The following is a 21,050-nucleotide window of genomic DNA, read 5'->3' on the forward strand; positions in this document are numbered from 1 at the left end:
CGCTCCCGCCCGTCACTTCTTCGCGATCTTGGGTTTGGGCGCGAAGATCGCGGCCAATTCGTCGATCAGCGATCCCTTGCCCTTCTTCGCGTCGCGATCGGGATCGTCGCTGGCGAGCGACAGCAGCTTGTCGGCGATCTGCGCCAGGCCCTGGCCGAGCTTGGAGCTCTTGCCCGCCTCGGCGATCGGCTTGCCCAGCTTGGCGGCGTTGACCGCCTGCTTGTGGTCATAGGGCAGGACGAAGTCGATCTCGCGCTCGATCGAATTCTCGAAATCCTTGCGGCTGATCTCGGTCAGGCTCGGATGGACGCGGTTGGCGACGACCAGCACGCCGGCCTGCGGCGCGTTGTTCTTGAGCCAGGCGAGGATGCGGATCGTGTCGCGGGTCGCGGCGAGGGTCAGGTCGACCACCAGCACCACCGACTGCACTTCGTGGAACAGGTGGGGATGCTGGACCATCATCGTGCGCGGCACGTCGACGATCGTGCATTCGAACGCGCCCTTCATCTCTTCCTGGAGCTGGAAATAGGCGCCGCCGTCGGTGATGATCGGATGGTTGATCGGCGCCTCGGCCGACAGCACCGACAGCTTCTCGTTCGCCTTCACCAGCGCGCGTTCGAGGAACAGGCCGTCGATGCGCGCGGGGTTGTCGATCGCGTCGGTCAGGCCGCGGCCGGGCTCGAGGTCGAGCGACAGCGCGCCGGTGCCGAAATGGACATCGAGGTCGAGCAGAGCGGTCGTATGGCCGCCGCTCTCGCCCATCAGCCATGCGATCGAGCTCGCCACCGTCGAGGCACCGACCCCGCCACGCGCGCCGACGACGGCGGTCATGATGTGGATGCTGTCCTCGGCCGCGACGCCGTGGCGCGGACCCATCAGCATCATCTGCGCCTGGGCCAGCGAGTCGCGGATCTGGTCGGCGGTGAAGGGCTTGAGCAGATAGTCCTGGATGCCGCTGTTGAGCAGTTCGCGATAGAGGCGGACGTCGTTGGCGGTGCCGGCCGAGATCACGATCGTGCCCGGCTCGCACACCTCGGCGAGCGCGTTGACGTCGCCGAGCGGATCGGTCGATTCGCTCAGGTCGACGAACAATATGGTCGGGCTGGCCGAGACCGACAATGACTGGATCGCCGCGCGCAGCCCGCCCTTGTTGACGGATTCCGGCGCCCAGCCCAGCTCGAAGACGAGCGGCTTGAGCAGTTCGGAACTGACGTCGTCGGTGACGAAGGCGGCGAACGGGTTGCGCGTCTGCTGCTGCTTCGCGTTGAAGGGCGCGTTCATCAGTTGCCTCCCTTCGTCGATTCGATCTTGAGCCCGCTGCTCGACGTCGGCTCGGTGTTGCGCCAGACACGGATCGCCTTGGTCGCGGTGTCGGCGTTCGATCCGCGCGCGGCCTGGCCCTTCACCAGGTCTTCGGGATTGGCGACCATCGCCGCGAGGGTCGAGTTGATCGCGCAGCCATAGTTGGACGAGGCGGCGGCGGTGAAATTGGGCTGCGACCACTGGCTGTAATCGGGACAGCCCGGCACGCTCGCGGTCGACCGGCTGACGACGATGCGGGCATGGCCCGGCGCGATCGCGCCTTCGGTGACCGGCGCGGCATTGCCGACGAACAGGCCGTAGCGGCCGGCGATCTCGGCGATGTCGCGGTTCGATCCGGTGCTGCCCGCGCTCGTGTCGATGGCGATGCGGTCGCCATAGCCGAGGCCGATCGCGTCGAACCACTGGCCGACCCGGTCGCGCGCGGCGGGATCGAGGCCGTCGGCGGGCACGTCGAGCACATAGTCGCTGCGCTGCACGACCGGCTGATGGACCGATTCGACGCCGCGATTGTAGCGATCGGCCCAGGCCGGCGTCGCGGCGATGGCGATCGCGGCGATCGCGGCCAGCGGGGAGAAGCGGGGACGATGCATCAGACTCTCCACCGTGCGATCAATTGGGCGAGAAGCCGGCATCGGGAACCGGCGCGGCCTTGTCGGGGATGGTGCGCGGCGGCGCGGCGGTCGGGGCCGGGCTCTTCTCGCCCGACTTGCCCATGAAGGTCTGGCCGGCGATCAGCCGCTCGCCGTCGGTGGCGGCGCGGAAGCCGGCGGTCGGCAGGGCGATCTGCTGCGGCGAGACCGGCTTCACCAGATAGGGGGTGACGACGATCATCAGCTCGGTCTCGTTGCGCTTGAACCCGTTCGACCGGAACAGCGCGCCCAGGATCGGCAGGTCGCCGAGGAACGGCGCCTTGTCGACATTGCTGTTCTGCGCGTTCGACAGCAGCCCGCCGATCATGAAGGCCTGGCCCGAGCCGAGCTCGACCGTGGTCTCCGCCCGGCGCGTGGTGATGCCAGGGATGGTGAAGCCGCCGAGGCGGACCGAGCCCGCGTCGGTGAGCTGCGACACTTCGGGCCGTACCCGGATCGAGATGCGCCCGTCGCCCAGCACCGTCGGGGTGAAGGACAGGCTGACGCCATATTGCTTGAACTCGACCGACACCGCGCCGAGCCCCTGCGCGAGCGGGATCGGAATCTCGCCGCCGGCCAGGAAGCTCGCGGTCTCGCCCGAGATCGCGGTCAGGTTCGGCTGGGCGAGGGTGGTGACGAGGCCGTCGGCCTCGGCCAGGTCGATCGCGGCGGCGAGGTCCATGCCCAGGAACTTGCCGGCCAGGCCGAACGAGGTTCCCGATCCGGCGCCCTTGCCGAGCTTGTCGAAGGTGTAGGAGGTGCCGCCGGCGATGAACTGCCCGGTCGCGGGATTGAACGGCAGCGACAGCGATCCGGCGGGCAGCCCGTAGAGCGACGAGGCGTCCAGCTTCGGGAAGGCCGAGGTGTCGAGATTGCCGATCGAGCCGAAATTGCGGCCCTGCGCCACGCCGAACAGGAAGCCGCCCGTGGTGTCGCGGTTGAGCAGGTTGATGCCGATCGACTTGGCGAATTCGCGGCTGACCTCGGCGATCTTGACGTGCAGGCTGACCTGCAAGGGCACCGCCGACTTGAGCCGGTTGACGACCTGGGTCTCCTTGCCGACGAACTGCTCGACCAGCTTCTGCGCCTCCTCGACGTCGCTGGGCGAGGCGACGGTGCCGGTCAGCAGGACGATGCCGTTCATCGTCGTCGCGGTGATCGCCGCCTCGGGCATCGCCAGCTTCAGCATCGTGTCGACGCTGGTGATGTTGCTGCCGACCCGGACGATCGACGACCAGACGACGTTGCCGGCCTTGTCGGTCGCATAGACCGCCGTCTCGCCGGCGCCCTTGCCGAACAGATAGAGCTGCGTCGTCGAGCGGACCTGGACGTCGGCGATCTTGTCGTCGGCGACGAACAAGTCGCTGATCGGCGCCGACAGCGCGATCATCTGGCCCGATCCGATCGACAGGGTGGTGGTCTCGGTGGGCGTACCGATCGTTGCGGTGCGCACGGTCGCCGCGCCGCGCGACGGGCGGACCGCCGCGCTTGCCGTGGCCGGCGTCAGCGCAACCGCCGCGATCAGCGCGCCGCCGAGGAGCAGGGTGAGGGACGAACGCATCCTACTTGGCTCCGACCGTGCTGACGGTGATCATATTGCCGCGCGCGACGCGGACGACCGGGCCGGTCGGGGCGGCGGGGGCGCTGGCGGCCGGGGCCGGTGCGGCGTCGCCGCCGGTCTTGGCGGGAACGCTCGACCGCTGGTAGCGCGAGACGTCGGCGCCGACCGTATAGGTGGTGTTGGTGTCGATCGGCCGTGACGCGATCTCGAGCAGCATCTGGCGCTCGGCCTTGGGATCGGCCTGGGCGGGCAGCTTGATCTCGCCATTGGCGATCCGCTCCTCCAACTCGGCCCTGTCGTCGGCGATCGAGCGGAGCGCGAGCGAGAGCTGGCCGATCGTCTGTGCGACGGCGATCTTCTCGGCGATCTTAGGGGTGGCTTCCAACGTGACGTTCGAGGTGTTGGCGACGACCGTCTTGCCTTCCTCGTCGACCGTCTTGTCGGTGCGCTGGTCGGCGGCAAGCACGCGGATGTTGCGGATGATCGTCTCGGCGGCCTTGAGTGGCGGGCCGTCGCCTCCGCCCGGAACCTCCTGGGTCAGCATCAGGTCGACCCGGTCGCCCGGGAAGACGAAGCCGGCGACACCCGACTGGGCCGAGACCGAGATGGTGACGGCGCGCATGCCAGGGCCGAGCGCCGCGGCCAGGAAGCCGCGATCGCCGGGCTTCACCAGCGCACCCTGGGTGACCGGCGCGCCGGCGGTGATGGCGTAGCGGACGACCGATCCGTTGAGCGCGGCGAGGTCGCTCTCGCCCTTGATGAAATAGGTCTTGCTGACCAGCTCCGCCGGCCAGCGCTGGTAGCGGAAGCTTTCCGGGCCGATGATCGTGCCGACCGGCAGCGGACGGACCGCGACGGCGACCTCGGGCCCGGAGGGCTGGGGCGTGGCGGCGGCGGGGGCTGCCTCGGCCTCGCTGTTGCCGCCGAACATGCTGCGCGCCACGACTGCCGAGATGCCCGCCATGACGAGAGCCATGATCAGCAGCAGCAACTTCCTCGCGTCCATCTTTCAGACCCACCTTCGCCCGATCGGGCGTGAAGAACATGCGTGGCCCGGAACTGGACCTGGAAACGCTATGCAACGGGTGTGGTTAACAAGCCGTTTGCGATGACCCACAGCCCGCCGATCGCGATCGCGACGCCATAGGGAACCTCGGGCCTGTCGGCGTTCGGCCGCCAGCGCTGCCGGATCAGCAGGCCGAGCGTGATCGCGCCGCCGGCCAGCGCCATGACGGTCAGCATCACGATCAGCGCATGGAAGGGCAGCCAGAGCGCGAGCGCGCCGATCATCTTGACGTCGCCGCCGCCCATCATGCGCAGCATGAACAGCACCGCGAACAGCGCGAAGATGAGGAGCGCCACGCCGATCCGCAGCGCGACGTCGGGCCACAGCGCCTCGCCCGCGATCCACCAGAAGGCGATCGCCAGCAGCGCGATCGCCGCGTTCAGCTCGTTTGAGATCGTCCGCGTGCGGATGTCGGTCCACGCCGCCATCAACAGCAGCACCGCCAGCAGGATGCCGAACAGATCGGGAATTTGAATGGACATGGTTAAGCAGGCTAGACGGCGGCTCTTACCAAAACCTAAACGCCCCTGATGACAGCAACCCACATCACTGCCGACATCGCCATCGTCGGCGCCGGCATGGCGGGCGCCAGCCTGGCCGCCGAGATCGGCGATGCGGCGCGGGTCGTGCTGATCGAGGGCGAGGCGCAGCCCGGCTATCACAGCACCGGCCGGTCGGCGGCCTTTTGGTCCGAAACCTATGGCGGGCCGGCGGTGCAGCCGCTGACCAGCGCCTCCTTCGCCTATCTCGATGGCCATGGCTTCCTGGGCGATCGCACCGCGATCCACATCGCCCGGCCCGAATACATCGGCGCGGTCGACGCCATGCTCGCCACCTTCGCCGGCAATGTCGCGCTGGAGCGGGTGGCGGCGGAGGCCCTTCCGGCCAGCATTCCGGGCCTCCGCCAGGGTTTCGCGGGTGGGGTCGCCGAGCCGAGCTGCCGCGACATCGACGTCGCCGGGCTCCACGCCCATTATCTCGGCCGCGCGCGCCGCGCGGGGACGCAGCTGATCGGCGACGCGCGGGTACGGTCGATCGCGCGCGTCGCGGGCGGCTGGCGGATCGCGACCGATGCGGGCACGGTCGAGGCGGCGCTGCTGGTCGACGCGGCCGGCGCCTGGGCGGACGAACTGGCGGCGCTCGCGGGCGTCGCGCCGATCGGCATCCAGCCCTATCGGCGCACCGTCGTCCAGCTGGAGGTCGACCCGCCGGTCCCCGCGTCGCTGCCGCTGGTGCTCGATATCGCCGGCAGCTTCTACTTCAAGCCGGAGGCGGGACGTCTTTGGCTGTCGCCACATGACGAGACGCCGATGCCGCCCTGCGACGCGGCGCCCGACGAGCTCGACATCGCGATCGCGATCGACCGGCTCGAACGCACCGTCGACTGGCGGATCGTGCGGGTCGAGCGCGCCTGGGCGGGCCTGCGCAGCTTCGCGCCCGACCGCGCCCCGGTCTACGGCTTCGACGACCGCGCGGAGGGCTTCTTCTGGTTCGCGGGACAGGGGGGCTTCGGTATCCAGACCGCTCCCGCCGCCGCGATGATCGGCGCCGCGCTGCTGCTGGGAAGGGCGCTTCCCGATCCCGTCCGGATGATCGAGCCGGCGGCTTATCGGCCGGGTCGCTTCGGCTAATTCTTCTCGGCCAAGGCCACCGCATATTGGTTATGGTCACCGGAGGCGAGAACTTCGTCCAGCAGGAGGAGGGCGTTCAGAAGCGCATCGTCCTCGGGATCGAAATTATTGAGAACGTCGTTGAGGGCGAGGTGATACACGACGCCGCCCGTCGGTGTGATGGTGGTATCCGGGAATGCGTCCCTGATGGCGTTCACGATATTGCCGCTGTCCGCGGCCTCGGTAGGATCGACCTCAAGCATGGTGGCGATCGAAGGCCGCTCCAATCTGCGAGGCAGAAGTTTTTCCGGGTTCCTGGGATGTGCGAGGAAACGCTCGGGCAGGAGGCTTCTCACTCTGCTCGCAATCTCCAGATCCTCGTCGGACCATTGGAAGCGCGTGGCGCCTACGAAATCGTCCATGGCGAACCAGCCGCCCGGCTGGAGCGCGCGACGGCTCCAGGACACCGCCGCCTTCGCATCGAACATGTGATGCAGCGCATTATTCCAATAGACCAGATCGAACCCGGCGACGATGTCCTCCTGGAATGCGTCGCCGATATGGATGGTGATGCGGTCCTCCAGTCCGTGCTCCGCTGCCTTGGACCTGATCTGCTCGCGCCGGTGCTCGCCGATCTCGAAAAGGTCGAAGCTCTGGACGATGCCTTGCTTCAGCAGGCGCATCTCCTTCCCGCCCGAGCCGCATCCTACCGACAGGGCGCGCCGGAAACCTCCTTCGGGTATCCGATCGCGGATAAGGCGATGGAAGCCTTGATGGATTCCATCGATCGCTTCGCCGCATACGAGGCGGTTGATATGCCGGATGATCGTCTCGTGCATCCACCAGCGCGATCGATCGGGGCGTCTCTCGATCGACCAATGCCTTGCCGCGGTTTCGAGTCTCTCATCCATCGGCATTCCTTTCCCGATCGTCTTTTAGATGGGACTGAAGGGGGCGCAACAATTCTGCAAGAAACTGAAAAGAAAACAGATTTTTGATTAGACTATCGGACTACGCAATATTCCCGTCATGGATTCGCCCTAGCCACGGCCTAAGAAGGCCTGGCGTTCGGTCGGGTCGGTAAAGGGTCGCGTCATGGGGATCTATATCAGGGGCCTCGATTTCTATCCGGCGGTGGTGAGCCGCGAGGATGGCGTGTTCCGGGCCGATTTCGTCGATATCCCCGGCTGCCGCGCCTATGGCGCCACCACGATCGAGGTGGAGAGGAACGCCCGCCAGGCGCTCGGCGTCCATATGTCGACCTTGGCCCGCTTCGGCCGCACCCTGCCGGCGCCTTCGGTGGTCGGCGATCGGGGCCGGGCTGCGGACCGCTATCTCGTCTATATCGAGGGACCTGAGCGGATCGACGCCGCGCGCCTGCCAGAGCGCAAGGCCGCCTGACCCTCAGAACACCATCAGCCGGTCGTTCCCGGCAGCGGCGAGCAGGCCGACCGGCCCCTGCGCCTCGATGCGGGGATCCAATGTCGCCAGGTCGATCCCGTAGAGCGCGAGCCCGCTCTGGCAGACGCTGATCGCAACGCCCAGCGCCAGCACCTCCTCCAGCAATTCAGCCAGCATCGGAATCCCGGCCCGTGCCCGATCGGCATCGGCGGGCGCCCGGATTGGCGCGCGCAGCAGGCCGACGGCCCGTTCGTGCAGGTGCAGGCGGACCCCGTCGCCCCGCGCCGCACCGGCCGCCGCGAAACTCAGCGCGGCGTGGAAGCGGTCGCCATCGTCGGCAGCGACGAGGATCGTCAGCCCGCACATCGGCATCCCGGGTCCTTGGGCACCGCAATCGTGCGGAAGCGGAAGGCGAGCGCGTCGACCAGCAGCAGCCGGCCCGCAGGATCGTCGCCGAAGCCCGTGATCGCGCGGACCGCCTCCATCGCGCCGAGGCTGCCCATCACCCCCGTCAACGCGCCGAGCACGCCCTGGTCGGCGCAGCTGATGTCGGGCCGGTCTGGATCGTCGCCGACCAGGCAGCGATAGCAGGGCTTGTCCGCCTCCCACCCGCGCCAGACGCCGAGTTGCCCGTCGAATTGGCCGACCGCCGCCGAGACAAGCGGGATGCGAAGCCGGGTCGCGGCGTCGGAGACGGCGAGGCGGGTCGCGAAATTGTCGCAGCCGTCGAGGACCAGGTCGGCGCCGTCCAGCAGCTCTCCGGCGGTGTCTGCGTCGATGCGCACCGTCACCGGCTCGACGGTCACGTCGGGATTCATCGCGGCGACCCGTGCGGCGGCGACCTCGGCCTTGGGGCAGCCGATGTCGGCGGTGCCGAACAAGGTCTGCCGCTGGAGATTGGACAGGTCGACGACGTCGTCATCGATGACGCGCAGCCGGCCGACCCCGGCCGCCGCAAGATACTGGATCGCGGGCGACCCGATCCCGCCCGCGCCGATCACCGCCACCGTCGCCTTCAGCAGCGCCTGCTGCCCGGCGCCGCCGATCTCCTTGAGGATGATGTGGCGCGCGTAGCGATCGAGCTGCTCGTCGGTCAGGGACATGATGTGTCTATCCCAGGGGATGGGTCTTTATCGCCCCGTCGATCCGAAACCGCCGGCGCCGCGCGCCGTCTCGTCCAGTTCCTTGACCTCCGCGAAGGCTGCCCGCTGCACGGCGGCCGGCACGAGCTGGGCGATGCGCTCGCCGCGCTTCACCTCGAACGGCTCGGCTCCGAGGTTGGCGAGGATCACCTTCACCTCGCCGCGATAGTCGGCGTCGATCGTGCCGGGCGTGTTGAGGCAGGTGACGCCATGCTTCAGCGCGAGGCCCGAGCGCGGGCGCACCTGCACCTCATAGCCCTCGGGGATCGCGATCGCGAAGCCGGTGGCGACGGCATGGCGCGCGCCGGGCGCCAGCGTCACGTCCTCGGCCGACACCACGTCGAGCCCGGCGGCATGGGCGGTGGCATAAGCGGGCAGGGGGAGGCCCGCGCCATGGTCGAGGCGCTTCAGGCTGATCGAAATCTCAGGCGAACTCATCGGCGATCCTTGTGGCAAGGCGTTGGGCGACCTCGGCCTTGGGCATGGTCTCCCAGCTTTCGACCCCGGTGCGCGTGACGATGTGGATGCTGTTGCTGTCGCCGCCCATGACGTCTCCCGAGACGTCGTTGGCGACGATCCAGTCGGCGTCCTTGCGCGCGCGCTTGGCGATCGCATGGTCGACGACCTTCTCGGTCTCGGCAGCGAAGCCGATCAGCAGGCGGGGCCGGCGCGGATTGCGCGCGAGGCCCGCCAATATGTCGGGGTTCTCGGCGAGCGGCAGCACCGGCGGCGCGCCCGATCCGTCCTTCTTGATCTTCTGCCCGGCGGCGACCTCGGCGCGCCAGTCGGCAACCGCGGCGACCATTACCGCGACATCGGCGGGCAGCGCGGCCTCGACCGCCGCCGCCATCTCGCGCGCGCTCTCGACATCGATCCGGTGGACACCGGCCGGGGTCGGCAGGCTGACCGGGCCCGACACCAAAGTCACCCGCGCGCCGAGCGCCGCCAGCGCCTCGGCGATCGCATAGCCCTGCTTGCCCGAGGAACGGTTGGCGATGTAGCGGACTGGGTCGATCGGCTCATGGGTCGGCCCCGCCGTCACCAGCACATGGCGCCCGGCGAGCGCGCCGCCCTTGATCCCCGGCGCGAGCGCCGCGCGCGGCCGGTCGAGCGCCTTCTCGATCTCGCCCCAGATGAAGGGCGGCTCGGGCAGACGTCCGGGCCCGAACTCGCCGCAGGCCATCGCGCCCTCGTCGGGGTCGAGCACCGTCACCCCGTCCGCGCGCAGCCGCGCGACGTTGCGCTGGGTCGCCGGATGGAGCCACATCCGCACGTTCATCGCCGGAGCGACGAGCACCGGCTTGTCGGTCGCCAGCAGCAGCGTGGTGGCCAGGTCGTCGGCGATCCCGGCCGCCATCTTCGCCATCAGGTCCGCGGTGGCGGGGCAGACCACCACCAGGTCGGCCTCGCGGCTGAGCTGGATATGGCCCATCTCGGTCTCGTTCTTGAGGTCCCACAGGCTGGTGTGGACCTCCTGCTCGCTGAGCGCGGCGAGGCTCATCGGCGTGACGAAATGATGCGCCGCCTCGGTCAGCACGCAGCGCACGCTGCCCCCGCCCTTGCGGATCAGCCGCACCAGCTCGCACGCCTTGTACGCCGCGATGCCGCCGCCGATGATGAGGAGGATGCGGGGGGCGATCATGACGCTAGTTTAGGAGCAGCATCGCCGCCGCGCCAGCCACGGCGGCTAGCGCCGCGACCGCCGCGTAGCGCCAGCCCGATCCGATGCGGATCACCTGCACCTCGGGCAGCGGCGGGGGCGGGGGGGCGCCGCCGGGGGCGGGGAACTGCGCCTCGATCCGCCGGACGAGATCGGGCAGGCCGGCCAGGGTGCGCAGGTCGCCGACGATGCGGTCGGCCAGCCACGCCTCGGGGCCCAGCTCGGAGCGGATCCATTCCTTCACGAACGGGCCCGACGTCTCCCACATGTTCAGATCGGGATCGAGGCCGGTCGCCACGCCCTCGACCATCACCATCGTTTTCTGCAGCAGCAGCAGGTGCGGCTGGGTTTGCATGTCGAAGTCGCGGGTGATCGCGAACAGGCCATCGAGCATCTGGCCGATCGAGATGTCCTTGGCGGGCAGCCCGCGGATCGGCTCGCCGACGGCGCGCAACGCGGTGGTGAACTCGCCGATATTGTGGTGCGGCGGCACATAGCCCGCCTCGAAATGGATTTCGGCGACGCGCTTGTAGTTGCCGGTGATCAGCCCGTGCAGGATCTCCGCCAGCCACACCCGCGCGCGCCGGTCGATCCGGCCCATGATGCCGAAGTCGATCGCCGCGATCCGCCCGTCGGGCAGCGCGAAGAGATTGCCGTGGTGGAGGTCGGCGTGGAAGAAGCCGTCGGCGATCGCCTGGCGCAGGAAGGCCTGGACGAGCAGCGCGGCGAGCGCCTTGCCGTCATGGCCGGCGGCGGCGATCGCCGTCCGGTCGGCCATCTTGATGCCGTCGATCCATTCCATGGTGAGGACGCGGCGCGCGGTGCGGGTCCAGTCGATCGCGGGAACGACGAAGCCCGGCACCGCCGCCATGTTCTCGGCCAGCTCGGACGCCGAGGCGGCTTCGCGCCGCAGGTCCAGCTCGCGCGCGGTCCACTGGCGGAAGGTGGCGATGACGAGGCGCGGGCGCAGCCGCGTGAATTCGCCGCCGATCAGCTCGGCATGCGCGGCGGCCCATTCATAGGTCTCGATCGCGCGGTCCATCTCCTCCTCGATTCCCGGCCGCAGCACCTTGACCGCGACGGTGCGGCCGTCGGTCGTCACCGCCCGGTGGACCTGCGCGATCGAGGCGGCGCCGACCGGCGTCTCCTCGATTGTGGCGAACAGTTGCTCGATCGGTTTGCCGAGGCCCTGCTCGATCGCCGCGCGGATCAGCGGGAAGGGGGCGGGAGGCAGCGCGTCCTGGAGTCGCGACAGCTCGACCGCCGCCTGCTCGCCGACAAGGTCGGGACGGGTGGCGAGCGCCTGGCCGAGCTTGATCGCCGCCGGGCCGAGCGCCTCGAAGGCGTCGGCATAGGCCGGCTGCTTCGGTATCCGCGCGCCGAACCGGGCAAGCCGGACCAGCCGGCGGACCTGCGGCGGCGTCAGCGGATCGCGTTCGATCCCGCGCAGCGCACCGTAGCGCGCGAGCGTGCGGCCCCAGCGGAGCAGCCGCCAGATATGGACGAAGCTGGGGGTCAAATCTTCCAGCCGCTATGAATGGCGACGAGACCGCCAAGCAGCGGCTCGACCTTCGCCTGGACGAAGCCGGCCTCGGCGATCTCGGCCTTGAAGGCGTCCATCGTCGGGAAGCGGCGGATCGACTCGATCAGGTAGCGGTAGCTCTCCTCGTCGCCCGCCAGCATCTTGCCGAGCTTGGGGACCAGGCGGTGCGAATAGGCGTCGTAGACTTCCTTGAAACCCGGCCACAGCGTCGTCGAGAATTCGAGACAATAGAAGCGGCCGCCGCGCTTCAGCACGCGATGCGCCTCCTTCAGCGCCTGCATCCGATGGGTGACGTTCCTGATGCCGAAGGCGATCGTATAGGCGTCGAACCGGTTCGCTTCGAAGCTCAGCGTCTCGGCGTTCTGTTCGGACCAGGACAGTCCCTCGATCCGCTTCTTCGCAGCGCGCTCCTTGCCGACTTCGAGCATCGCGGCATTGATGTCGGACACGGTGACGGCGGCGCCCGACCGGGCGAGGCGGAAAGCGATGTCACCGGTGCCGCCGGCCATGTCGAGGATGTCCTCGCCGGCACGTGGCTTCACCCGGCGGACGAAACGGTCCTTCCACAGCCGGTGCATCCCGCCCGACATGGCGTCGTTCATAAGGTCGTAGCGGCTCGCGACGCTGCGGAAGACCTCGCCGACCTTGGCGGTCTTCTCCTCGGGGGAGACGTCGGCATAGCCGAAGGAAACGGTGTCGCTCATGCGCGACGCTCTAGCCAAGACCGGACGTCAGCGTAACCCCCCGCTCTCTCCCTTTCGTCATGCCAGCCCCTCGACTGCCTGCAAGACAGGCGCTCGGGATAAACTTCAGCCAAAGGCTGAAGGCTGGCATCCATGTCTGTCGTCTTCTCAGATGCCATCTGGCTGATGAGAGACATGGACCCCAGCCTGCGCTGGGGTGACGCTGGGGGATGGTTGGCGCATGAACGGATGGCTATAGGGCGTTCATGCCCGAGCTTCCCGAAGTAGAAACCACCGTCCGCGGCCTGCGTCCTCCGCTCGAGGGTCGGCGGCTGACCCGGGTCGAGACCCGCCGCGCCGACCTGCGCCGCCCCTTTCCGGCCGATCTGCGCCAGCGGATGACCGGGGCGAGGATCACCGGGCTCGGCCGCCGCGCCAAATACGGCCTGATCGAGACCGATCGCGGCGACGTGATGATCTTTCACCTCGGCATGTCGGGGCGCTGGCGGATCGATCCCAGCGAGATCGGCGCCCATGATCATCTGGTGCTGGAGACCGACGAGGGGCGGACGCTGTCGCTGTGCGACCCGCGCCGCTTCGGATCGGTCGACCTCGTCCGGGGCGAGGATCTCGCCGGGTTCGGTCCGTTCAAGGCGCTGGGGCCCGAGCCGCTCGGCCCCGATCTCACCGGCGCCTATCTCGCGAAGGCGCTCGAAGGGCGGGTCGCGCCGATCAAGGCGATGCTGCTCGACCAGCGCATCGTCGCCGGGCTCGGCAACATCTATGTGTGCGAGGCGCTGCACATGACCGGCATCGCGCCGACGACGATGGCGGGCCGGATCGCCAGGGGCAGGCTCGACCGGCTGGTCGATTCGATTCGCGAGGTGCTGGCGGCGGCGATCGAGGCGGGCGGCTCCACGCTGCGCGACTATGCCCGGCCCGACGGCGAACTCGGCTATTTCGCCAAGCAGTGGCGCGTCTATGGTCGCGAAGACGAGGCATGCCATTGCGGCACCATGATCCGCCGCCGCGTCGATGGCGGCCGATCGACCTTCTACTGCCCCAAATGCCAGAAATAGGGCGAGTTGGAGGTTGACCATCAGGGCCGGCCTGTGTATTGGCGCGGCCTTCCGGCGGGGACCCGTTCCTTGCCGTTCCAGTCATTATAGCTAGGGTTTGAACGAGCATGGCGAATACGCCGCAGGCAAAGAAGCGCATCCGTCGCAACGATCGTCGCGCCGAGATCAACGGTGCCCGGGTCAGCCGGATCCGCACCTTCGTGAAGAAGGTCGAGGCTGCGCTCGCCGCCGGCGACAAGACCGCCGCCACCGCCGCGCTGGCCGCTGCCCAGCCCGAGCTGTTCCGTGGCGTCTCGAAGGGCGTGGTTCACAAGAACACCGCCTCGCGCAAGTTCTCCCGCCTGACGAAGCGCATCGCCGCTCTCGGCTGATCGCTGAGGCCCGTATGACAAAAGGCCCGCCGGCAGAAGATGCCGGCGGGCCTTTTGTCATGTCTGCGTCACGGAACCGTAACTCTCGGATTTAACTTGATTCGTTATCGAAACCTCTTCTAAATATTTGAAAATCAGCGATAAAATTTTTTTCGAAGAGAGAGGCCCGGCTTATCTAGTGTCAAGCCCATATTGCGGTCCGATGACGAAATAGATGCTCTTGATCCCTGTCACGGCTTCTCCCTAGAGTGCCTTTCATAGCCGAGCGCGATTCTGTCGCAACGGCATCATGACGATTTAGCAATGGGCATGCCGGAACGCTGCTTCCGGACAGGGGAGGGCTTTGCCCTTTAAACGAGTTTGATTTGGAAGGGCAGAAGGGGTCTGTCCGGGAAGGATGCGGGGTGTCTGACAAGATTGGCGGCGTGGGCATGGATGAAGGTCCAGCCGCGAATGCCGGTATCGATGCGGCGCTTGCGCAGGCGTGGGAGACCATCCGCGCGAGCCTGCGCCGCAGTATCGGCGTGCGGACCTTCGACGGCTGGCTGAAGCCGCTGACGCTCGGCGACTGCGATCTCGCCTCCGGCACGCTCAAGCTCGTCGCCCCCAGCGAATTCATGGCCAACTGGGCCACCACCCATTTCGTCGACCATCTGCTCCAGGGCTGGCGCGCGTTGCTGCCGCAGGTCCGTCACGTGTCGATCGTGCCGGCGTCGGCCGGCGAACGTCCCGCTCTGTTCTCGGCCGTTCCGGTCGTGGCGCCGGCGGCCGAAGTCCCGGCGGCGGAGGAAACGGTCGCGGCGCCTGGCGACGACGTTCGCTGCGGCACTCCGCTCGAAGCGCGCTACACCTTCGACAGCTTCGTCGTCGGCAAGGCGAACGAGGTAGCCTACAACGCCGCGCGCACGCTGGCGGAGGGCGGCAAGCTCGTCTTCAACCCGCTGTTCCTCCACGGTGGCACCGGCCTCGGCAAGACGCATCTGATGCATGCGATCGGCCATGAATATCTGGCGCGCCATCCGGGCGCGAAGGTCGTCTACATGTCGGCCGAGAAGTTCATGTTCGAATTCGTCTCGGCGATGCGTGCCAAGGACACGTTCAGCTTCAAGCAGCGGCTGCGCGCGGCCGACGTGCTGATGATCGACGACGTCCAGTTCATCGCGGGCAAGGAATCGACCCAGGAGGAATTCTTCCACACGATGAACGAGCTGATCTCGGCGGGCCGCCGCCTGGTGATCAGCGCCGACCGTTCGCCGCAGGACCTCGACGGGATCGAGAGCCGCATCCTGTCGCGCCTGTCCTGGGGCCTTGTCGCCGACGTAAACCCGGCCGATTTCGAACTGCGCCTCAACATCCTGATGCGCAAGCTGCAGGGCATGCCGCAGGCGCAGGTGCCCCAGGACGTGGTGATGTTCCTCGCCCGCCGGATCAGCGCCAATGTCCGCGAGCTGGAAGGCGCGCTGAACCGCGTCGTCGCCTATGCGGCGCTGTCGGGCAAGCCGGTCGACATCGACTTCACCCAGGCGACCCTCGCCGACATCCTCCGCGCCAACCAGCGCCGGGTGACGATCGACGAGATCCAGCGCAAGGTCTCCGACCATTACCGCATCCGCCAGGCCGAGATGTCGAGCGCCCGCCGCGCCCGCGAGGTCGCCCGCCCGCGCCAGGTGGCGATGTACCTCGCCAAGCAGCTCACCCCGCGCTCGCTGCCCGAGATCGGCCGCCGCTTCGGTGGACGCGACCACACGACCGTGATCCACGCGGTCAAGCAGATCGAGAAGCTGCGCCAGACCGATGCCGAGCTCGACGCCGACGTCCGCCTGCTGATCCGCCAGCTCGAGGGCTGATTCACACCCCTTCGATAACGTCATGCCGGCGGAGGCCGGCATCTCGGGCGGTTCCTGCCCCAGCCTCTTCTCCCCTCTCCGGAGATGCCGGCCTCCGCCGGCATGACGGTGTGGGGCTGGCGTGTCGCAGGGGCGCCGCGGTGCCCCATAGGGGGCTTACCCCCCGCAACGATCCGCCCTACATGGGGCACATGTCGGCCTCGCTCTACAACGCCCGGATTCTCCGTCTCGCGACCAGCATTCCTCACCAGGCCCGCCTCGCCGATGCGCAGGCGAGCGTCTCCAAGCGTTCGCCGATCTGCGGCAGCCGGGTGACGGTGGACGTGGTGCTGGACGGCGAGGGGCGGGTCGCGGCGCTGGGGCAGGAGGTGCGCGCCTGCGCACTTGGGCAGGCCTCGGCGGCGCTGATGGGGGCGCATGCGATCGGGCGGACCCCGGCCGAGCTGGCGGCCGCACGCGATGCGTTGACCGCCTTTCTCGCCGGCGAGCGCGACGATCCGGGTGATTGGCCCGACCTCGACATCTTCCTGCCCGCGCGGCCGCATGCCGCGCGCCATCCCTCGATCCGGCTCGCCTTCGAAGCGGTCGCCGAGGCGGCGGCGCAGGCGCTGGCGGAGCCGGTGCGTTGAGCGAGGCGGCGGACGCCTTATTGCTGCGCGATGGGGTGCTGCTGCTCGGCGCGGCGATCGTCTGCGTCCTGATCTTCCGCCGGCTCGGGCTGGGCGCCACGCTCGGCTATCTCGTCGCGGGGGCGCTGATCGGGCCGCAGGGGCTCGGCCTGATCGGCGACGCCGAATCGAAGCTCGGTATCGCCGAGCTCGGCATCGTCCTCCTCCTGTTCCTCGTCGGCCTCGAACTCCATCCCAACCGGCTGTGGCGATTGCGCCGTGACATCTTCGGGCTGGGCTTCGTGCAGGTGGTGGCCTGCGGCATCGCGCTCAGCGCGGTGATCTATTTCGGCACCGCCTTCACCGCGGCGGCGGCGATCGCGCTCGGCCTGCCACTGGCGCTGTCCTCGACCGCGCAGGTACTGCCGATGCTGCGCTCAGCCGGGCGCCTCAACACGCCTGCCGGCGAGCGCGCCTTCTCGGTGCTGCTGTTCCAGGATCTGTCGCTGATCCCGCTGATCACGATCATCGCCACGCTCTCGCGCACGCCGCCGGCCGCCGATGCGCCGCCCGGCTGGCTGCTCGGCATCTATACGGTAGGCGCGGTGGTCGGGCTGGTGCTGGCCGGACGCTTCGTCATCAACCCGCTGTTCCGCCTGGTCGGGCGGCTGGGCGAGCGCGAGCTTTTCGTCGCGGCGGGGTTGTTCACGGTGCTTGCCAGCGCCGCCGTGATGGAGGCGCTCCACCTGTCGACCGCGCTCGGCGCCTTCATTGCGGGCGTGATGCTCGCCGACTCGCCCTACCGGCACGAGCTGGAGGCCGATGTCGAACCGTTCCGCACCATCCTCCTCGGCCTGTTCTTCATCGCAGTCGGCATGTTGCTCGACCTGCACGTCATTGCGGAGCGGCCGCTGTTCGTGATCGCCATGGCGCTCGCCGTGGTCACGACCAAGACGATCGTGATGTTCGGCGTCGCCAAGCTGTTCGGGGTTTCGAACCGTGGAGCGCTCGGCTTCGGCCTGCTGCTCAGCCAGGGCGGCGAGTTCGCCTTCGTGCTGTTCGCGCAAGCGAGCCAGGCGCAGCTGATCCTGCCCGAGGCGGCCAGCCTGTTCGGGGCGATCGTCACCCTGTCGATGGCGACCACACCCTTCCTGATGATGTTCTCCAGCCGCTTCCTCACCCCGCCGCCGAGCCAGGAGGAACGCCCCAGCCCCGATGGTGGCATGAGCCCGGCGGCGATCGTCGTCGGCTATGGCCGCTTCGGGCAGACCGTCGCGCAGATGCTGATGGCGGCAGGTAAGCGGGTCAGCCTGATCGACAATGCGATCGAGCAGATCGACGTTGCCGAAAAATTCGGGTCGAAGGTCTTCTATGGCGACGGCACCCGCGTCGAGCTGCTCCGCCATGCCGGCGCCGATCAGGCCTGCGCGATCATCTTCTGCGTCGACGGCGACGGGTTGGGCAAGGCCCAGTTGCAGCCTGTGCTCAACGCCTTTCCCAATGCGGCGGTGCTGGTCCGCGCCTTCGATCGCCGCCACATGATGGTGCTGGGGCGGCTCGACATAGCGGGCGCGGTGCGCGAGCTGTTCGAATCGGCGGTGGTGCTGGGCCGCGAGGCGCTGGAGGCGGTCGGGGTCAGCGAGGCCAATATCGACAAGATCGAAGCCGAATATCGCCGCCGCGACGGCTTGCGGCTCGAGGCGCAGATTGCGGCGGACGACCTGACCGTGCGCCGCGATATGATGTTCAACCCGGATCGCAAGCTCGATCTCGAACCGGAAGAGGATGAGGATGGCGCGGGCTAGGATGTCGGGCGATCCGCTGGCGGCGCTGTTCGCGCTGTCCGGTGCGGTGGCGGTGGTCGCGGGCGCCTATGGCGCGCATGGAGCCAGCGGCAAGGCCGCCGAATGGCTGGCGACCGGCGCGGAATATCAGATGATCCACGCCGTCGCGGGACTGGTCGTCCTGGCCAGGGCGCGCGGCGCGGCCGGGCTTCTGCTTCTCGGAGCGCTACTCTTCTCGGGCACGCTCTACGCGATGGCGCTGGGCGGCCCGCGCTGGCTCGGCGCGGTCACCCCGCTCGGCGGGCTTGCGATGATCCTCGGCTGGATCTGGATCGCGATCCTCTATCTGCGGGGGCGGTAGAGGCGCTCACGCCCTATTCGGGAAGTTCGGCCGCCTTCGCCTTCGGTGCGGCGACCGGCGTCTCAGCGGCGGCGCCCTTGACGAGCAAATCGAGCGTCGATCCGTCGAGGCCCAGTTCCTTCATCAGCCCGTCGACCACCGGCGCCTGCGCTCGGTAGCGCAGCGCCGCCGCGACCGCCGACTGGGCGAGGTTCTGCTCGCCGGCGGCCGAGACGGTCTCCGCGCTGCCTCCGCCTCCGCCCGTGCCGGTCAGGCCGTCGACCTGGACGATCTTGATCGAATCGATCGCCTCCATCGGTTTCGCCGCCTCGCGGATGATATCGGGCAGGACGCGGAGCAGTTCGAGCTTGGCCTGCAGCGAGATATTCTCGGACGACAGCAGGTTCGCCGCCTCGTTGACGGCGCGCTTGCCGGCGGCCTCCACCTCGAAGCGGACGCGCGCGGCTTCGGCGCGCAGCTTCTCGGCCTCCGCCTCGCCCTTGGCGGCGGCGCGCAGCGCCTCGGCGCGGTCGGCGGCGGCCTGCTTCTCGGCCTCGGCCTCGACCTTGACGCCCAACGCCTGGCGCTCGGCCTCCTTGGCGGCCTGGATCAGCTCGATCCGCTTGGCGCGCTCGGCCACCTCGGTCTCGCGCGCTGTGACGACCTGCTCCTCGGCGGCGACGGCGGCGGCGCGCGCCTTGTCGGCTTCGGCCTTCGCCTGGCTTTCCTCGCGGCTCTTGTTCTGGACGGCGATCTGCTGCTCCTGCCGGGCGATCTCCAGCGCCTGGGCCTGGGCGATCTTCGCCTCCTGCACCGCGCGATCGGCCTCGATCTGGGCGGCGTCGGTGAGCTGCTTCGCCTCGATTCGCGCCTGTTCGGCCTCGCGCTGGCGCTCCGACTGCTGGCGGGCGACTTCGGATGACTGCTCGGCGCGGCGCATCTCGATCTCGCGCTCCTGCTCCAGCCGGGCGAACTCGCTGTCGCGCGAGATCAGGAAGGACTGACGCTGCGCCTCCAGATTCTTCGCTTCGATCTGGACGCGGGTGTCCTGCTCGATGTCGTTGCGGGCCTTCTTGCGCAGCTCGATCTGCTCGGTCAGCTTGGTCAGGCCCTCGGCGTCGAAGGCATTGTTGGCGTTGAAATGCTCGATCGAGGTCTGGTCGAGCCCGGTCAGCGACACTGATTCGAGCTCCAGTCCGTTCATCGCCAAGTCGGCCGACGACACCTGCTGCACCTTCTGGACGAAGTCGGAGCGCTGCTCGTGCAACTGGTTCATCGTCATCCCAGCCGCGACCGATCGCAGCGCGTCGACGAACTTGCCCTCGACCAGTTCCTTCAGATTCTCCGAATGCATGGTGCGCATGCCCAGTGTCTGCGCGGCCATCGCGATCGCCTCCCGATCGGGGCGGACGCGGACGTAGAACTCCGCCTTCACGTCGATGCGCAGCCGGTCGAGCGTGATCAGCGCGTCGGCATTCTTGCGCTCGACCGCCAGCCGCACCGTGTTCATGTTGACCGGCATCGTTTCGTGGAACACCGGCAGGACGAGGGCGCCACCGTTCATCACCACCTTCTCGCCACCGAAGCCGGTGCGGACGAAGGCGATCTCCTTCGACGCACGGCGATAGAGGCGGGCGATGATCAGGCCCAGGATGACCAGGGCGATGACCGCTATGCCGGGCGCCACGACATAGATGCTGGACGCATTGTCGAGGAAGCCGGAGCTGGTGGTGGCAGGCAGGTTGCTCATCGTTCGATCCATTCGGAGAAGGGTGGGCGGTCGCTGGAGATGGCGCGGAACACATGGTCTTCGCGGCGGACGAGCAGGATCTCGGTCCCTTCCGCGAAGCGCGCGCCGGCGATGTCGGGCTCGACCATCACATGATGGACCTGGCCGTGGAAGTCGCGGACCCGCGCCTTGGCGGGCGATCCTTGCGTCGCGGTGCCGACGACGATCTGGGCATGGAGGCCGACGAGCTGGTCGATGCCGATCGCCGTGGTCTCGTCGCGCGGCATGATCGCGCTGACGATCCGCGCCATGCCGCCTGTGGCGGGCAGGGCGGCGACCACGGCGGCGGGGATTGCGATCCAGCCGGGGAGCAGCGCGCCCAAGCTCGACAGGGCGACCTGCTGGCCGACCAGCCCGATCACCGAGAAGCAGGCGAGGAACACGACCAGCATCATCAGCAGCGGCAGCCGGCCGAAGCCCAGCCAGCCGAGCCAGTCGCCGTCCGCGTCGAGGTCGAGATCATGGCCGAGCGCACTCGATCCGAGCCCGACCGCTTCGACCAAGCCGATCAGGACCATCGTCCCCAGCGCGATGACGAACGCGAGATTTTCCCCCGCCGCGAGAAAGTCGAGCACCGATTCTCCCCTCGGTCGTCAACCTAGCGAAGGAAGGCC

At 68.4% G+C, this 21,050-nt stretch carries 22 protein-coding genes; 8 read left to right on the top strand and 14 right to left on the bottom strand.

Going from position 1 to position 21,050, the window contains the following annotated elements:
- Positions 1-12: 12 nt before the first annotated feature.
- The 5 genes from B5X82_RS01390 to B5X82_RS01410 all read right to left on the bottom strand — a co-directional run bounded on the left by B5X82_RS01390 (position 13) and on the right by B5X82_RS01410 (position 5,061).
- Positions 13-1,281, bottom strand: a complete 1,269-nt coding sequence (locus tag B5X82_RS01390) for a pilus assembly protein CpaE (protein WP_079646249.1) — start codon at positions 1,279-1,281, stop codon at positions 13-15.
- Positions 1,281-1,913, bottom strand: coding sequence for a CpaD family pilus assembly protein (locus B5X82_RS01395; protein WP_079646250.1), 633 nt, complete (start codon positions 1,911-1,913; stop codon positions 1,281-1,283). The genes B5X82_RS01390 and B5X82_RS01395 overlap by 1 nt, the downstream gene beginning before the upstream one ends.
- 19 nt (positions 1,914-1,932) lie before the next feature.
- The gene (locus tag B5X82_RS01400; RefSeq protein WP_079646251.1) at positions 1,933-3,513 is read right to left on the bottom strand and encodes a type II and III secretion system protein family protein; all 1,581 of its coding nucleotides are present in this window, start codon (positions 3,511-3,513) and stop codon (positions 1,933-1,935) included.
- A 1-nt stretch (position 3,514) separates the two neighbouring features.
- The gene (gene cpaB, locus B5X82_RS01405) at positions 3,515-4,519 is read right to left on the bottom strand and encodes a Flp pilus assembly protein CpaB (RefSeq protein ID WP_079646252.1); all 1,005 of its coding nucleotides are present in this window, start codon (positions 4,517-4,519) and stop codon (positions 3,515-3,517) included.
- Positions 4,520-4,587: 68 nt separating this feature from the next.
- Positions 4,588-5,061, bottom strand: coding sequence for an A24 family peptidase (locus B5X82_RS01410; RefSeq protein WP_079646253.1), 474 nt, complete (start codon positions 5,059-5,061; stop codon positions 4,588-4,590).
- A 48-nt stretch (positions 5,062-5,109) separates the two neighbouring features.
- Between B5X82_RS01410 and B5X82_RS01415 the strand changes: the two genes are divergently transcribed.
- Positions 5,110-6,210, top strand: a complete 1,101-nt coding sequence (locus B5X82_RS01415; protein ID WP_079646254.1) for an NAD(P)/FAD-dependent oxidoreductase — start codon at positions 5,110-5,112, stop codon at positions 6,208-6,210.
- Here the strand turns inward: B5X82_RS01415 and B5X82_RS01420 are convergent.
- On the bottom strand, positions 6,207-7,100 hold the full coding sequence (locus B5X82_RS01420; RefSeq protein WP_176152436.1) for a class I SAM-dependent methyltransferase: 894 nt from the start codon (positions 7,098-7,100) through the stop codon (positions 6,207-6,209). The genes B5X82_RS01415 and B5X82_RS01420 overlap by 4 nt on opposite strands.
- 184 nt (positions 7,101-7,284) lie before the next feature.
- On the opposite strand from B5X82_RS01420, the gene B5X82_RS01425 reads away from it, so the two are divergent.
- Positions 7,285-7,590 carry a type II toxin-antitoxin system HicB family antitoxin gene (locus tag B5X82_RS01425; RefSeq protein ID WP_079646256.1) on the top strand — a complete coding sequence of 102 codons (306 nt, stop codon included), beginning with the start codon at positions 7,285-7,287 and terminating at the stop codon, positions 7,588-7,590.
- A gap of 3 nt (positions 7,591-7,593) precedes the next feature.
- Here the strand turns inward: B5X82_RS01425 and B5X82_RS01430 are convergent, their stop codons facing one another.
- The 6 genes from B5X82_RS01430 to B5X82_RS01455 are packed head-to-tail and all read right to left on the bottom strand — an operon-like array spanning position 7,594 to position 12,639.
- Complete coding sequence (locus tag B5X82_RS01430; protein ID WP_235862569.1) at positions 7,594-7,956, bottom strand: DsrE family protein; 363 nt, start codon at positions 7,954-7,956, stop codon at positions 7,594-7,596.
- Positions 7,944-8,693, bottom strand: coding sequence for a HesA/MoeB/ThiF family protein (locus tag B5X82_RS01435; RefSeq protein WP_079646258.1), 750 nt, complete (start codon positions 8,691-8,693; stop codon positions 7,944-7,946). Before B5X82_RS01435 ends, B5X82_RS01430 begins: the two co-directional genes overlap by 13 nt.
- 27 nt (positions 8,694-8,720) lie before the next feature.
- Entirely contained in the window at positions 8,721-9,170 is a 450-nt protein-coding gene (gene dut, locus B5X82_RS01440) for a dUTP diphosphatase (protein ID WP_079646259.1), read from the bottom strand.
- Positions 9,157-10,374, bottom strand: coding sequence for a bifunctional phosphopantothenoylcysteine decarboxylase/phosphopantothenate--cysteine ligase CoaBC (gene coaBC / locus B5X82_RS01445; protein WP_079646260.1), 1,218 nt, complete (start codon positions 10,372-10,374; stop codon positions 9,157-9,159). The genes dut and coaBC overlap by 14 nt, the downstream gene beginning before the upstream one ends.
- Positions 10,375-10,378: 4 nt before the next feature.
- Positions 10,379-11,911, bottom strand: coding sequence for a 2-polyprenylphenol 6-hydroxylase (gene ubiB, locus B5X82_RS01450; protein WP_079646261.1), 1,533 nt, complete (start codon positions 11,909-11,911; stop codon positions 10,379-10,381).
- Positions 11,908-12,639, bottom strand: a complete 732-nt coding sequence (locus B5X82_RS01455) for a class I SAM-dependent methyltransferase (RefSeq protein WP_079646262.1) — start codon at positions 12,637-12,639, stop codon at positions 11,908-11,910. Before B5X82_RS01455 ends, ubiB begins: the two co-directional genes overlap by 4 nt.
- Positions 12,640-12,884: 245 nt before the next feature.
- Between B5X82_RS01455 and mutM the strand changes: the two genes are divergently transcribed.
- The 6 genes from mutM (at position 12,885) to B5X82_RS01485 (ending at position 18,668) form a co-directional block, all read left to right on the top strand.
- Positions 12,885-13,697, top strand: a complete 813-nt coding sequence (gene mutM, locus B5X82_RS01460) for a bifunctional DNA-formamidopyrimidine glycosylase/DNA-(apurinic or apyrimidinic site) lyase (protein ID WP_079646263.1) — start codon at positions 12,885-12,887, stop codon at positions 13,695-13,697.
- A 107-nt stretch (positions 13,698-13,804) separates the two neighbouring features.
- Positions 13,805-14,068, top strand: coding sequence for a 30S ribosomal protein S20 (gene rpsT, locus B5X82_RS01465; protein WP_012051059.1), 264 nt, complete (start codon positions 13,805-13,807; stop codon positions 14,066-14,068).
- A 431-nt stretch (positions 14,069-14,499) separates the two neighbouring features.
- Positions 14,500-15,915 carry a chromosomal replication initiator protein DnaA gene (gene dnaA, locus B5X82_RS01470; protein WP_236036497.1) on the top strand — a complete coding sequence of 472 codons (1,416 nt, stop codon included), beginning with the start codon at positions 14,500-14,502 and terminating at the stop codon, positions 15,913-15,915.
- Positions 15,916-16,106: 191 nt separating this feature from the next.
- A complete protein-coding gene (locus B5X82_RS01475; protein ID WP_079646265.1) occupies positions 16,107-16,544 on the top strand; it encodes an iron-sulfur cluster assembly scaffold protein in 438 nt (145 codons plus the stop codon).
- Positions 16,541-18,328, top strand: coding sequence for a cation:proton antiporter domain-containing protein (locus B5X82_RS01480; protein WP_079646266.1), 1,788 nt, complete (start codon positions 16,541-16,543; stop codon positions 18,326-18,328). Before B5X82_RS01475 ends, B5X82_RS01480 begins: the two co-directional genes overlap by 4 nt.
- The gene (locus tag B5X82_RS01485; RefSeq protein WP_079646267.1) at positions 18,315-18,668 is read left to right on the top strand and encodes a DUF423 domain-containing protein; all 354 of its coding nucleotides are present in this window, start codon (positions 18,315-18,317) and stop codon (positions 18,666-18,668) included. Before B5X82_RS01480 ends, B5X82_RS01485 begins: the two co-directional genes overlap by 14 nt.
- Before the next feature lie 13 nt (positions 18,669-18,681).
- Here B5X82_RS01485 and B5X82_RS01490 read toward each other — a convergent pair whose 3' ends face one another.
- Both B5X82_RS01490 and B5X82_RS01495 read right to left on the bottom strand, forming a co-directional pair.
- Positions 18,682-20,397 carry a flotillin family protein gene (locus B5X82_RS01490; RefSeq protein WP_079646268.1) on the bottom strand — a complete coding sequence of 572 codons (1,716 nt, stop codon included), beginning with the start codon at positions 20,395-20,397 and terminating at the stop codon, positions 18,682-18,684.
- Positions 20,394-21,011, bottom strand: coding sequence for a YqiJ family protein (locus tag B5X82_RS01495; RefSeq protein WP_079646269.1), 618 nt, complete (start codon positions 21,009-21,011; stop codon positions 20,394-20,396). The genes B5X82_RS01490 and B5X82_RS01495 overlap by 4 nt, the downstream gene beginning before the upstream one ends.
- Between the last annotated feature and the right edge of the window lie 39 nt (positions 21,012-21,050).

This window comes from Rhizorhabdus histidinilytica (assembly GCF_900167915.1).
GTDB classification, from domain to species: domain Bacteria; phylum Pseudomonadota; class Alphaproteobacteria; order Sphingomonadales; family Sphingomonadaceae; genus Rhizorhabdus; species Rhizorhabdus histidinilytica.

Coding starts and splice junctions, on each gene's coding strand:
- B5X82_RS01455 (WP_079646262.1), bottom strand. CDS start 12,639: ATGAGCGACACCGTTTCCTTCGGCTATGCCGACGTCTCCCCCGAGGAG.
- B5X82_RS01435 (WP_079646258.1), bottom strand. CDS start 8,693: ATGTCCCTGACCGACGAGCAGCTCGATCGCTACGCGCGCCACATCATC.
- B5X82_RS01430 (WP_235862569.1), bottom strand. CDS start 7,956: ATGTGCGGGCTGACGATCCTCGTCGCTGCCGACGATGGCGACCGCTTC.
- B5X82_RS01425 (WP_079646256.1), top strand. CDS start 7,285: ATGGGGATCTATATCAGGGGCCTCGATTTCTATCCGGCGGTGGTGAGC.
- B5X82_RS01410 (WP_079646253.1), bottom strand. CDS start 5,061: ATGTCCATTCAAATTCCCGATCTGTTCGGCATCCTGCTGGCGGTGCTG.
- B5X82_RS01475 (WP_079646265.1), top strand. CDS start 16,107: ATGTCGGCCTCGCTCTACAACGCCCGGATTCTCCGTCTCGCGACCAGC.
- cpaB (WP_079646252.1), bottom strand. CDS start 4,519: ATGGACGCGAGGAAGTTGCTGCTGCTGATCATGGCTCTCGTCATGGCG.
- coaBC (WP_079646260.1), bottom strand. CDS start 10,374: ATGATCGCCCCCCGCATCCTCCTCATCATCGGCGGCGGCATCGCGGCG.
- B5X82_RS01400 (WP_079646251.1), bottom strand. CDS start 3,513: ATGCGTTCGTCCCTCACCCTGCTCCTCGGCGGCGCGCTGATCGCGGCG.
- B5X82_RS01420 (WP_176152436.1), bottom strand. CDS start 7,100: ATGGATGAGAGACTCGAAACCGCGGCAAGGCATTGGTCGATCGAGAGA.
- rpsT (WP_012051059.1), top strand. CDS start 13,805: ATGGCGAATACGCCGCAGGCAAAGAAGCGCATCCGTCGCAACGATCGT.
- B5X82_RS01485 (WP_079646267.1), top strand. CDS start 18,315: ATGGCGCGGGCTAGGATGTCGGGCGATCCGCTGGCGGCGCTGTTCGCG.
- B5X82_RS01395 (WP_079646250.1), bottom strand. CDS start 1,913: ATGCATCGTCCCCGCTTCTCCCCGCTGGCCGCGATCGCCGCGATCGCC.
- B5X82_RS01490 (WP_079646268.1), bottom strand. CDS start 20,397: ATGAGCAACCTGCCTGCCACCACCAGCTCCGGCTTCCTCGACAATGCG.
- mutM (WP_079646263.1), top strand. CDS start 12,885: ATGCCCGAGCTTCCCGAAGTAGAAACCACCGTCCGCGGCCTGCGTCCT.
- dnaA (WP_236036497.1), top strand. CDS start 14,500: ATGGATGAAGGTCCAGCCGCGAATGCCGGTATCGATGCGGCGCTTGCG.
- B5X82_RS01415 (WP_079646254.1), top strand. CDS start 5,110: ATGACAGCAACCCACATCACTGCCGACATCGCCATCGTCGGCGCCGGC.
- B5X82_RS01390 (WP_079646249.1), bottom strand. CDS start 1,281: ATGAACGCGCCCTTCAACGCGAAGCAGCAGCAGACGCGCAACCCGTTC.
- dut (WP_079646259.1), bottom strand. CDS start 9,170: ATGAGTTCGCCTGAGATTTCGATCAGCCTGAAGCGCCTCGACCATGGC.